This is a genomic window from Bacillus sp. RCC_6_1, from assembly GCF_041360755.1.
GTDB classification, from domain to species: Bacteria; Bacillota; Bacilli; order Bacillales; family Bacillaceae_G; genus Bacillus_A; species Bacillus_A cereus.
This window is the reverse complement of the sequence record NZ_JBFUPV010000010.1, coordinates 161,409-173,363: the sequence shown is the minus strand read 5'-3', so window position 1 is coordinate 173,363 and position 11,955 is coordinate 161,409. Positions and strand designations below refer to the sequence as shown.

The window sequence follows — 11,955 nt, the reverse complement described above, 5'->3', positions numbered from 1 at the left end:
TGTCCCCTGTGCAATACAGAGTTCAATCCTTAGTAGCTGCTTAATATATTTGTCTAATTTTTTGGGTTCAGTTCATAATGGTGGTCTTGTTTATATTGGTGAGCTTGTACTAGGATGATAGAATAGATTTAACTGTATGACGTAGGGTGGGTGCTGTCCTTTCTCTTTTTTATGTAGAGGGAAAGTAGGTGACTCCTATGATGGAATATTTACTGTCTTTGCTACAGAATTTATTGAAAGTATTTCTGGGAATTATTGTTATTGGTTATGGAAACAAGCTAGTGAATAATATTAGCAAAACGCAAAAGAACCTCCCTACGCCGTCGGAAGCAAAAGGGAAGTTCTAGAAAAAGAAAATAAATTTATTTAGTAACTACCCGCCTTACGGCAACAGTTACCAGAAGAGATGTATCAAGCATCTCTTCTTTTATTATATACCCAAGGTATTACTGTAATACTACTGTAGTAATAATTATATCAAACGAAGATAAAGTAATCTAGCAACTTGACCACGTGTAATACTATCCACCAAAATCATATGTACCATTTTCCATAACCAGCTACTTTACTTTCCCTTTTTATATCTATGTTTTCTTTATATAACCAAATGGTCAATAAGAATATCTTTAAAGATTGTATCTGTCCGTAGATTTGCTAAAGATATTAAAGTTGTTGCTGCAAATACTGCACCTAAAAGTTGTTTCATTTTCTCACTATTTCCCCTTCTTACCCTAATTATTTTTGCGAATAAAAATATCCTTTATTTCCTAACACAAATCACTTATATATATTAATTTATATATTAATAATAAACAAATTAATTCCTCCCAGAATGCTGTAGACTCACTAAAAAACTCTTCTTGCCTATAGAAGAGTTTTTACTACGACTTCACTGTTAAATAGCATTTTCCTTTATTTTAAGTAAATGTCTGCTGTATTCTTTTTAAACTAGCCGAGATATTGTTTTAGTATTTCTAGCCCTATTTTCAACTCTTCTAATGAGTTTGTAGAGGATAGAGCAACTCGTAAATACTGATTAGGCATGGTTTGTGCGGTAATAAAGCGCTCGGAATGAAAAACCCGAATGCCGTGCCTCTCCAAATCTGTTTCTAATTGAAATGCATCATAATGATTTTGAATAGGTAGCCAACGGTAAAAACTAAAAGGATGCCCGACAGGATTGTTGGAAGAAAAATATCCTGAATAAATTTCGTTTGCAGACTCCGCTAAAAATTTCTTCTGCTTAACAATTTCATGAGCTTTTCCTGATAACACTAGCTCTGTTATAACCTCTACGTCTAAGGAAGATGTTTTAACATTGACATTAAATATAGCCTTTAAAATATCCTTACGTAAGGCATCTCCGAATACCATATAAGCAACCCTTAATCCTGAACAAATGCACTTAGAAGTTCCACTAATATAAACACTTTGTTCTGGAAGTAAATTAAACATTGGTTGCTCATAATCAGAAATAACCCCTGCTGTCAAAAATGCATGAATATCATCCTCAATCAAAATTATTTGATGCTTTCGAATGATTGCTGCTAACTCTTTTTTTCGAAAATCTGAAATCATAATCGTAGTAGGATTAGAGCAAGAAGGCATTAAAAAAATACCATGAATATCTAATTGACTACATTGCTTATCGAGTTCACTTGGGAGCATTCCAAATTCATCCCCTTGAATGGGTACTAATTGAATATGTAGCATTTTTGCCAATTCGATAAAATTTGAATAGGTGTATACATCAGTTGCAATTCGGTTTCCAGGTTTAAACAACGCTGTCAATGTAATTGCTAAAGCATTTTGTGCCCCCGAAACTATTGCTATATGGTCCTGATCCACATTAATGCCGAAAGACTTCATCCAATTGAGACCTGCCGTTTTTTGGTGCGGAAGACCAGTTGGATCATTGTAATTTAATAGTTGCTCTAAATACTTTTTATCTACGACCTTTTGAATAGTCTCTGCGACAATACTATTAGTTTGCTCAAATGATGCTACTAATCCAAGATCAATACAGTTTCTGATTTCCTCTGTAGAAATAGTAATGGAACGAGTTGCATTAGGAGCTACAAAAGTTCCACTCCCTGTGATTGCATAAATTAGGCCTTTAACTTCACATAGTTTGTAAGCTCGGGTAATTGTTGTAAAGTTTAAATCTAAAAAATCTGCTAATTCTCGTTGTGGAGGCAATTTTGTTCCTGGAGCTAAAAAACCATTTACAATATCATGTTCAAGTAGTGCTGCAATAGAGGAATAAAACGGACGCTTTAATAGTTCCTTATTAGGTTTCCAAGACATAGAGTAATTTTCAAATGAATTTACTGGCATGCTTCACCTCTACGATTAAATTTTTATAGGGTAAATTTTAATAGTTAAAATTAAGATTTATAAACTTTGAAAAGTATTACAAGGATAAAAACTCAGCATTATTTTAAAGTTAGAATAACACACTTCCGCTAAAGAAAATTGTAATCCATACAATTTTCTTATTCATTGTATGGATTTTATGTGTTAAATTTGTATGCAATAAAGCTCTTGATTAAGGATGTGAATAATATGAAAAATAGAAATCAAATAAGAATCGCATTCCGTGCAGCTTTTCCTTATACAATACCTATTTTTGCTGGTTTTGTATTTTTAGGAATTGCTTATGGAATCTACATGAACTCTCTGGGTTTCAGTGCAATATATCCAATTCTAATGAGTTTAATCATATTCGCAGGATCAATGGAATTTATTGCAGCTAATTTATTACTGGTTGCTTTTAATCCAATTCATGCACTTTTTCTTACTTTAATGGTGAATGCACGGCATTTATTTTATGGTATTTCTATGCTAGAGAAGTATAAAGGAATTGGAAAGAAAAAGTTTTATCTTATTTTTGGACTATGTGATGAATCTTTTTCTATTAATTCTACTGTTGATATTCCAAAAGATGTTGATAAGGGTTGGTTTATGTTCTTCGTGACACTGCTTAATCATTTGTATTGGGGTATAGGAGCAGCAATTGGTGGTATTTTTGGTTCCTTTGTACACTTCAATACAAAAGGACTAGATTTCGTTATGACAGCACTTTTCGTTGTGATTTTTGTTGAACAGTGGATGAGGGAGAAAAAGCATTATAGCGCTCTTGTAGGACTGGGATTATCGATATTTAGCCTAATTATTTTTGGTGGAAACAATTTCATCATTCCTGCAATGATTATGATTTTATTAGTACTTACTATCCTAAAAAAACCAATAGAGAACGTAGAGGAGGTTTCCGTGTGACAATGAGTTTACTGCAACAAGTTATAACAGTTGGTATAGTGGTTTTAGGCACAATGATTACAAGGTTCCTTCCCTTCTTAGTGTTCCCATCAGATAAACCTACTCCGCAATATGTCCAGTATCTCGGTAAGGTACTACCTTCAGCTGTCATAAGTCTTTTAGTTATTTACTGTTTTAAGGATCTAAACTTATTATCCGGCAATCATGGTGCTCCAGAATTAATTTCAGTAGGAGTAGTAATAATCCTTCACATATGGAAGAGACAAATGCTTCTCTCCATAGCAGGTGGAACAATTATCTACATGCTGTTAGTACAATTGTTTTTTAATTAAATTTAAAGTGACAAGTAATTGATCCTATCATCCTTCTATTTTAGAAATAGGATCATTATATTCAATAAACTAAAGAATAAGCAATGAATGCATTAGCATGCGCAATTCTTTTCGATAATACAGTGAGCTTCGAGAAAGATTACTATTAGACTAGTTACAACGCACCAGTGGGCTAAATCTAATTATCAATGTTGTCTCTACTTCTGTAATATTTTGTATTTAACTCCAGCTACAAAAAATATGAAGAAGGTTGGCAAATATCTTACCTCTTAGTTCAGAGCATATTAATTTCCCTAGATGAATACAACTTTATTTTTAGGAATTCTCCTTCGTTTTGTCCTTTAAGGGAATCAGAACCTTAGCTCTTTCCAAATTCTCTTAGCGTACGAAATTTGCGTTTTGATGGCGCTACCCTATCGCTATCAAGCTAACAAGACAAAATACCCTCTAAAATGAAAAAGGCGTTATTCTTTCTGAAAAATCATAGGAAAGAATAACGTCTTTATATTAATATTGCAACCCGTATCTAAAACCGCAATAGCTATGTCCTTTCCTTTCTCCTTTTTCTCCCATACTAACGGAGAAAACTCATCTCTTAGCCTTAGGAACTACAGGGATAGCAAAATCAATCAAAATCCACGAGGTTTCCGTACTTAGAAATCTCCCACTTAACGACCTTACAGCCTATAGAAATTGAAAGTAGCTTAATTCTCTAACATGGATTGCGGAACAACTTTTTTTCCCACTACTTTAAATTCAATTTCCCCTTTTTCTCCATATATTAGTTCTATAATTGGAATAGTTACCATTAATTTCCCCTTCTTTTTTCTTTCTGTCTCTAAATCAATTATTTTCATGTCACAATCCCCTTTATTTATTATAAACAAGGAGAAAGCACTCATTTGAGTGCTTTCTCCTTGTTTATAAGTGGACCTTGTAGGACTCGAACCTACGACCGAACGGTTATGAGCCGTTTGCTCTAACCAGCTGAGCTAAAGGTCCAAAGCGTAAAATTTACTTCATAAGACGTTTTCATATATATCATTTTACCATATAATGTATCAATCCACTTTACTTTTTATTTAATATGCATATTTACATCGTGTTAATAATGTTTATATTCTGCAATCCTAACCTTTTGTAATTAGTACTATCTTTTAATACCTTTATAGAGGCCTGATTAACAGTAAAAAATTCATATATCAATCATATTAAAAATGATATAGTTACAACATTGAATTGTTTATATTTTCAAATGCTTTTATGCCATATTTCTTTATATCAGAAATTGTAACTAAATTATATGCCTGTTTCATTGTATTAAAGCAATTATCTATCTCTTCTTTTTCCATAATAGGTTTACCGGGATCATTATCTTCTAATTCTAGATGCGCAACTTCCCATGGTAAGTCAAATAGAATCATTTTTTCTAAACTCTTCCCACTATAACAACCTAAAGTATTGATTACACAGTCTAATATTTCCTTTTCTATTTGAGTTAATTGATTTGTACTATCATAATTAACTTCAAGATTGTCGTACTGATATACTTTATATTTATTAAAAATAACTCGATATACCGGGCCATGACTTCCTACTTCACAATCATCTTCAAATAAATATGTCCCAGTAAGCACCTTACAAAATCCTTGCGCATAGTATAACAGCTTTTGAAGAGCTAAAGGAGTAATATCATCATTTTTATATAGCAAATAGTTAGCAACTTCCTCGATTTTCGTAGTCTGCGTAGAAGGAATATCATCATTTTCCTGTAGCTTTGCGATTGCTTCTTTAGAGACTCTATATGCTTTTTGAGTAATTAAATCTTTATTTCTTTCCAAAATATCTAGCATAAAAGATTGATCTCTACCTAATCTTTTCAATATATCCGAGTACTGCTTCGTCGGAATATCTCCATTTACATACCTTGTCAGGGTAACCTCTCCCCAACCTAAAAGTAAAGACAATGGACGTTTTCCAATCTTATATTTTTCTAAAACCTCTCTTATTTCAGAAATAGTAACTAACTGTTCCTGTTGTCTATAGGCATGATCTAATTGTTCTAAATTATAATCATGAATGTTAGGAACAAATATTTCAGATTTACACTCCTCACAATTTGCTTCTTTACCTACATAATGATATTGCTTCCCTCTAATGACTGTCACTTTTGAAACATCTTTAGTAGAATACTTTACCATATCTCGACAAAACTCACATAAAACCAACATAAAAATCCTCCCTCATTCTAAAACCATTAGTCACTTATCTTTACCTAAAAAGATAAGTGACTGGTTTATTCCTTTTATGAAAAGAAACAACAATCATGTATTTGTTCCTGTCCTTATTTTCAATTAGATTCATCTTAATATATATGTCTACCGACTTCTTTTGTCCCCAATTATCTAACTCATATTGTGGACAAAAGATATACAATTTTTCATGAGCAAAATTTGGATTTTTATTATCAACTGCATAACAAAAATCACGTACTCCTATATTAAGAAGAATCTCTTTCACTTTACTAGCGTTAATCTTATTAGCCTCTAAAAATTCACTATTCTCTTTCCTTTTTTCATTTCGAGAAACCGTAAATCGATTATTTTTAATTAATTTTTTAAACTCTAATATGTACTGCTCAATCTCCCCGATTGTAAAATTAGTGTGCTTTTTTGTCTCCCTATTTTGAAAGCTAATATGCATTAAAATTCTTTCCCCTTTCAAATCGTACCTCATATTTACTAGAATTACAATAAAAAACGTATCAATTGATACGTTTTTTAAAAATTCACAGTAAAATTCTATTCATCCTTCTTATAATGAGTACATTTATGTCGTCTACAAAACTTCTATATAATTATTTTTGCTGCGATTCGTAAATCTATTATGTATCTATTTTACAATCACAGTTTCATATATCCGTGTATACATTTAACGTAAAAAAACTACATATCCCTCCAATTTCCCTGATAAACAAATCAATTACTCATATGTTTTCTCCCCCTATATAAATTTCCTATCTTAATCTGTTGTTTTATACAGAAATATATATTTATACCTGTTTAAACCCAAACAAAAAAGGCCTCCTCAAGTCGATTAATTGTGCATAGCAAAATAAGCTAATTACACTAATCGGCTCAAAGAAGCCCTTTCAAAATTAAAGTAAGAAAAAAACTTACTTCTACAACTCAACCACAACACATAAGGTGTGGGAATGAACGGAATCAAATAAACTAACAATATACCTATATATTACAAAATACATAGATTTATATCAAGATATTTTAAAATATTTCCAAATGCTGATTTTCATTCTTTATTTTCTTCTAAATGAAAAAGCCTATAAATACTTTACTCTTTCCAAAACTGTTCCAATAAAATGACAATGACGGTACCCACGAGCAATCCATTCCTTAAAACATATTGTAAGGAAGAAGGAATGCCACTAAATGCGCTTTCTGGAAGAAACATTATTCCTAAACTGATTAATAATGTAATTCCTAATATAGTTAATCGGCGTTGATTTAATTCTTCGCTTAAAATCGATTGAAATGAAATGCCTATTACTTGGACAAATGTTGCTAAAAGTGCAGCATTGGCAATAGGGCCTGGAAGCAAGGATATAAAGCTTACGATTGAGGGAACAAAAGAAATTCCTGCTAATATAAGACTTGCTATAAGGAACGACTTCAACTTTCTTTGTCCTGTTAATTGAATAAATCCTGCTGATGCAGGTAATGGTACAATACCAATTGTAGAAAACAACGACGATATAATATGTGATATACCTCCGACCCATACACCACGGTTCAATGTTTGCTTTTCATTTTCTTTAGATAAGGGAGCTACTTGTTTTACAGCTGAAATAGCAGCAATTGTATTTGCAACTAAAAGAAATGTAAATAAAGTTGCAGTTAGGGGCATTCCAATATCCAATCTAGGTGTGCCCCAAGCAAATATCTCTGGTAACTTAACTAGCGTTGTATGTGTAGGCATATAAGATGATTCTCCTAAAAGAGTATACAAAAGCCAACCACATGAAATTCCAAGTAACACAGCGTACCTTTTCATCCATCCTGTCCCTTTAATTGATAAGAAAGTAATAAGGGCAAAAACAAAGAGCGCAATAATAGCTGTTGGATAATCAGGATGAGTTGCAGATCCTTGTAATCCCATCATTCCTTTTAGTAACACACCACTAAGTTGAAGTGCTAAAATTAAAAGAAATGTCCCTGTAACTAAAGGAGTAAATAAACGTAAGATTCGCTGAACAAGCCCTGTTATACCAAGAACGAAGAGTAATATACCTGCAATAATTAACCCACCTTCTAAAAGTTGCAACACATCTTTTGCACTTTGTCCCTGATGCATAGCAACTTGTCCCAGTATGACAAATATACTTACCCATGAACCGGCTGGACCATCCGCTATGGGATAGCGATGCCCAAACCATGCTTGTATAAATGAACTTATTCCCACGACTAAAAAAGTTCGCTGCATTAATGTTGAAATATCTTCTACTGATAAATGGAATATGCCACCAATAATGATAGGCAATGCAATTGCATTTGCTAATAAAAAAACAAACCACTGTAGAATATTAAAGCTTGTATTAAAGTATTTTTTATTCATATTATTCTCCTTTACCGAAAAAGAATCTCATAGTAAAAATCCATCCTTTCTATACAGTTAAATTAAAAAGGATGGATTTTGTAACTCTATAAAATCATTTTAATTATATAGATAGATTTTTAATTAATTACCAAGTACGGAACGGTAAGAATTTCCCGTTAAGTGTAATAACGATACGAGGATCGCCACCTTTTGGATCTTCTTGTGTATCCACACCTAGATTGAAGTTGATTGCACTCATTACACCTTCTCCAGCTTTTTCTAATATTAATTCTCTAAGAGTTGGTGCGTATTGTAACATCATTTCATATAATCGATATAAGATTGGGTCTGTAGGAGGCATTTGCATTACTTGACCTCTAAGTGGAACTACTGTTAATGCCTGAACTACTTCTTCATCTAATTCTAATAGTTTACCGATTTTTTCTGCCTCCGGACGTATCATTGTAGCCTGCCCTAATAATGCTGTTACAACCCAAGTCTCAGAGTTTTCACTTACTTTTGAAATTTCTTCCCATGTTAATCCTTTTGCGATTTTTGCTTCCATAATTTTTTGCGTAGCTTCTTGTCTATTCATATTTAATAACTTCCCTTCATTTAAGTAATGATTAATGTTTCATACCATTTAATGTTTTATATCCATCAACTACTACATCTAATTTACCTGTGTGAGGATCAATAACTAAACCATGTACAGGAACATCTTTTGGAATAAGTGGATGATTTCTTACTAAATCAACATTAGCTTGAGTCGAATCACAGATATCATCGAATCCAAATAGCCATTTTTCAAGGTCAACACCAGCATATTCAATTGCTGCTAAAATTTCTGGTGAAGCTACTCCACGATCTAATATTTTTTGAAGTGTTCCTTTGGGATTAGTTTGGCTTGCACCACATCTATGGTGTCCGATAAGAAAGATTTCATCTGCATTTAGATCATATACTGATGCTACAACACTTTGCATAACACTATCGAAAGGAGAAGCAATCTTACCACCTGCATTTCTGATAACTTTTGCATCTCCATCGTGTATATCTAAAGCTTTTGGAAGTAGCTCAATTAAACGAGCATCCATGCAAGAAACAACAACCATACGTTTCTTAGGCATTTTTGTTGCTTCACGGGGGGCGTATTTCTTATTTTCTACAAATTTTTCATTGAACGATAAAATATCTTGTAATAACATATTTGTAACCTCCTTTAAATCTAGATGTATTTTTTTGTTGCGTCCTCTGTGTTATAAGTAAATATAACTGATAAACAATGCGATGTAAGAGGATAAATTTAGTATAGTGAATTGTATCGATAAGCTGAATAAGTTGGCGAAACACTTTCTGCTTTTCTACTTTCACGATGAAAGGATTGGTTTATATTATTGATCAAACAGATTTTGAGATACTGAAATTATTAGGAGAAAACTCAAGAATACAATGGAAAGAACTAGGTCAAAAAATACATATGACTGGGCAGGCTGTAGGAAATCGAATTAGGAGATTAGAGGATTTAGGGATTATTGAACAATATACAATCGCAATAAACCGAATCAAACTAGGACAAACCGTGACTGCATTTGTTACTTTGTTTGTCACATCAGCTAATCATCAAGAGTTTATGAACTTCTTTCAAAAAGAAGAAGAAATATCTGAAGTACATCGTGTAAGTGGTGAAGGATGTTATTTATTAAAAACACATTTTTCTTCTAATGAAGAATTGGATAACTTTCTAGAGCGACTATTAAAATATGGGAATTATCGTGTTAACCTATCAATAGGGAAGTTAAAATAAAGTCTTTTTTCTTCCGAGGGGATAAGTTATTTTCTAATCCTTATTTCTATAGAGATAATAAGAGCCTTACTACAATTTGTGTGTAGTAAGGCTTTTTAAATACTTATTAAATGCCATCTAATTGGCAGGGACTACCGCATTAAAGGTAACCCCTTTTCATAATTATTGACTTACTTTTGCTATCTCCTTTAAATATCTTTGCATATTTTGATTTACTGCATAGACATAACATCCATTTATTCCGCGAGATAATAATACATAATAAATACGTTTAATATAGGATGTTAACTCCTCATTATTTATATCTGTTCCCTTAATTGGAAGACCGTTTCGATCTTTATATTCTTTTGGATTCACTACAATCTTAGCCTTATTTAAATCATAGTCTCCATTTTCTTCACCTGCGTAATCACAATCAATTTCAGCTCCTAAAATCACTCCAACATAATTTAAATCCGCACCTTGTGTAGTATGTATACATCCTATTTCCTCTATACTATTCTCAAAGTTAATCCAACCTTTTACCTTTGAGTTCCATTTGAATGTCTCACCTGTAACGGGATCTTTTATATCATAGTGATTTTTATCCTTTTGTGTAATCCATTCCCAAGAATAACCTGCGACTACACGACATAATTCATGTTTTTCATTTAACATTTTCATAGATTCATTTAATTCTGTAATAGAGTCCATTACCTTAAAGTCATAGCCCTGCAATAACCCTTCTTCATACACTCCAACATTATTTGCTATTTGTAGATATTTACGCAGCCATGCTAGATATTGATCTCCAGATTTTAAACGGAATTGTTTATGTAAGGGATGCCTCTTATAATTCGCTGTCAACCGTTGGAATACATCTGTATCTATATCTGCAGGTCGAATTGTTTGGTATGGATCATAAACCACAGTTAAGTGATACGCAAGTTTTTCTATTAACTCCAACTCAGTTGTATAACCATTATCGGTGACTAAATGTTTTAAATCACGTGCTTGTTTACCAAAATATTGTTTCAGACGATGGGCTTCGTCCACAAAAACATATTTATATTTTGTGCCCCTACTTTTTGCCTGCTTTATAAATTGTGAAGGTGACAGTACTGTAATACTTTGTAGACCTAGTTTGTTCATTAAGCTCTTATATAAATTTAAAGAATGATTTTGTGGGACAATAAGTGCAATGTCTTCATGAGACAGCCCCTCACGTGCTTTACCAGTTTTATCATCATAAGCAAGCGCATATAAGATATTTGTTAATACAATTGTTTTACCGGTACCCGGGTCCCCTGTAATCAAATGTCGACTATTTGATGTAGTAAGCATTGTATTAAAAATGTCTTTGCAAACCTCAATTTGATTTGCCGATAACTCTTTAAATGGTGAATATTTATAAATAAATTTATTATGTATCTCACCTAAAATCTCACTAGCTATACCTTCTTTCATTAACTGAGCCCAAATTTCTCCAAACATATTTTCAACATTTTCAATTCCATTATAGGAATGAATTTTTTGTCCTCTGACTTTATTCAGTAAGTTAAATTTTTCATCCGCTAATAAATATTCAATTAATAATGTTTCAATATGTTTAATTGAGCTTTCATTAAATAAATCACTCTTTATCACAATAACTTCCTTGAATGTTTTATCTTCATCATTTAAATGTGCAATGAAACGGCCATAAATATCTGTGGACTTACCTACATATATATTCTTTTTATCTCGCTGAATATAAACTACTGGTATTCCATCTATTTTAGGGTCTCTAATACAACCTTGCTCAAACTCTTTTCGCTTCTTTTTAATGATGTAAAATGATGATAATTTTGCTGCAAATGATAGCATTTGAATAACTCCCTACTTTTTAATTTTAAGAATATTTGAGGATTTGTGGATTGCATACTTTTAAAATACAATCCATAC

11 protein-coding genes and 1 tRNA gene are annotated in these 11,955 nt (G+C 32.3%); 3 read left to right on the top strand and 9 right to left on the bottom strand.

The features are described from left to right. Positions 1–948: 948 nt before the first annotated feature. On the bottom strand, positions 949–2,337 hold the full coding sequence (locus AB6801_RS23405) for an aminotransferase-like domain-containing protein (protein ID WP_098279451.1): 1,389 nt from the start codon (positions 2,335–2,337) through the stop codon (positions 949–951). Positions 2,338–2,565: 228 nt separating this feature from the next. On the opposite strand from AB6801_RS23405, the gene azlC reads away from it, so the two are divergent. Together azlC and AB6801_RS23395 are read left to right on the top strand one after the other, a co-directional pair. Then, positions 2,566–3,279: an azaleucine resistance protein AzlC gene (gene azlC, locus AB6801_RS23400; protein ID WP_000797395.1), complete on the top strand. Its 714-nt coding sequence runs from the start codon at positions 2,566–2,568 to the stop codon at positions 3,277–3,279. After that, positions 3,276–3,611, top strand: coding sequence for a branched-chain amino acid transporter permease (locus AB6801_RS23395; RefSeq protein ID WP_000178819.1), 336 nt, complete (start codon positions 3,276–3,278; stop codon positions 3,609–3,611). Before azlC ends, AB6801_RS23395 begins: the two co-directional genes overlap by 4 nt. Positions 3,612–4,315: 704 nt before the next feature. On the opposite strand, the gene AB6801_RS23390 is transcribed toward AB6801_RS23395, so the two are convergent. The 7 genes from AB6801_RS23390 to AB6801_RS23360 form a co-directional block, all read right to left on the bottom strand. Beyond that, positions 4,316–4,468 carry a hypothetical protein gene (locus AB6801_RS23390; RefSeq protein WP_000691090.1) on the bottom strand — a complete coding sequence of 51 codons (153 nt, stop codon included), beginning with the start codon at positions 4,466–4,468 and terminating at the stop codon, positions 4,316–4,318. Between the two features lie 71 nt (positions 4,469–4,539). Beyond that, positions 4,540–4,613 (bottom strand) — tRNA-Ile (locus tag AB6801_RS23385). 224 nt (positions 4,614–4,837) lie between these two features. Then, positions 4,838–5,842 (bottom strand): type II toxin-antitoxin system antitoxin SocA domain-containing protein, encoded by a 1,005-nt coding sequence (locus AB6801_RS23380; protein ID WP_000960611.1) that lies wholly within the window; start codon positions 5,840–5,842, stop codon positions 4,838–4,840. Between the two features lie 40 nt (positions 5,843–5,882). Next, positions 5,883–6,314 carry a hypothetical protein gene (locus tag AB6801_RS23375; RefSeq protein WP_000548170.1) on the bottom strand — a complete coding sequence of 144 codons (432 nt, stop codon included), beginning with the start codon at positions 6,312–6,314 and terminating at the stop codon, positions 5,883–5,885. 648 nt (positions 6,315–6,962) lie between these two features. Further along, complete coding sequence (locus AB6801_RS23370; RefSeq protein ID WP_098330558.1) at positions 6,963–8,243, bottom strand: purine/pyrimidine permease; 1,281 nt, start codon at positions 8,241–8,243, stop codon at positions 6,963–6,965. Positions 8,244–8,370: 127 nt separating this feature from the next. Next, positions 8,371–8,820: a cyanase gene (gene cynS / locus AB6801_RS23365; protein WP_098330559.1), complete on the bottom strand. Its 450-nt coding sequence runs from the start codon at positions 8,818–8,820 to the stop codon at positions 8,371–8,373. A 31-nt stretch (positions 8,821–8,851) separates the two neighbouring features. Next, positions 8,852–9,433 carry a beta-class carbonic anhydrase gene (locus AB6801_RS23360; protein WP_000926479.1) on the bottom strand — a complete coding sequence of 194 codons (582 nt, stop codon included), beginning with the start codon at positions 9,431–9,433 and terminating at the stop codon, positions 8,852–8,854. Between the two features lie 167 nt (positions 9,434–9,600). Here AB6801_RS23360 and AB6801_RS23355 point away from each other — a divergent pair, with 167 nt between their 5' ends. Then, complete coding sequence (locus tag AB6801_RS23355) at positions 9,601–10,032, top strand: Lrp/AsnC family transcriptional regulator (RefSeq protein ID WP_098330560.1); 432 nt, start codon at positions 9,601–9,603, stop codon at positions 10,030–10,032. 162 nt (positions 10,033–10,194) lie between these two features. On the opposite strand, the gene AB6801_RS23350 is transcribed toward AB6801_RS23355, so the two are convergent. Beyond that, entirely contained in the window at positions 10,195–11,877 is a 1,683-nt protein-coding gene (locus AB6801_RS23350) for a DUF2075 domain-containing protein (protein ID WP_098436410.1), read from the bottom strand. Positions 11,878–11,955: the final 78 nt, after the last annotated feature.

Excerpts from the sequence above, each read along its gene's own strand:
- AB6801_RS23405 (WP_098279451.1), bottom strand. The coding sequence starts at position 2,337 with ATGCCAGTAAATTCATTTGAAAATTACTCTATGTCTTGGAAACCTAAT.
- azlC (WP_000797395.1), top strand. The coding sequence starts at position 2,566 with ATGAAAAATAGAAATCAAATAAGAATCGCATTCCGTGCAGCTTTTCCT.
- AB6801_RS23390 (WP_000691090.1), bottom strand. The coding sequence starts at position 4,468 with ATGAAAATAATTGATTTAGAGACAGAAAGAAAAAAGAAGGGGAAATTA.
- AB6801_RS23380 (WP_000960611.1), bottom strand. The coding sequence starts at position 5,842 with ATGTTGGTTTTATGTGAGTTTTGTCGAGATATGGTAAAGTATTCTACT.
- AB6801_RS23375 (WP_000548170.1), bottom strand. The coding sequence starts at position 6,314 with ATGCATATTAGCTTTCAAAATAGGGAGACAAAAAAGCACACTAATTTT.
- AB6801_RS23370 (WP_098330558.1), bottom strand. The coding sequence starts at position 8,243 with ATGAATAAAAAATACTTTAATACAAGCTTTAATATTCTACAGTGGTTT.
- cynS (WP_098330559.1), bottom strand. The coding sequence starts at position 8,820 with ATGAATAGACAAGAAGCTACGCAAAAAATTATGGAAGCAAAAATCGCA.
- AB6801_RS23360 (WP_000926479.1), bottom strand. The coding sequence starts at position 9,433 with ATGTTATTACAAGATATTTTATCGTTCAATGAAAAATTTGTAGAAAAT.
- AB6801_RS23355 (WP_098330560.1), top strand. The coding sequence starts at position 9,601 with ATGAAAGGATTGGTTTATATTATTGATCAAACAGATTTTGAGATACTG.
- AB6801_RS23350 (WP_098436410.1), bottom strand. The coding sequence starts at position 11,877 with ATGCTATCATTTGCAGCAAAATTATCATCATTTTACATCATTAAAAAG.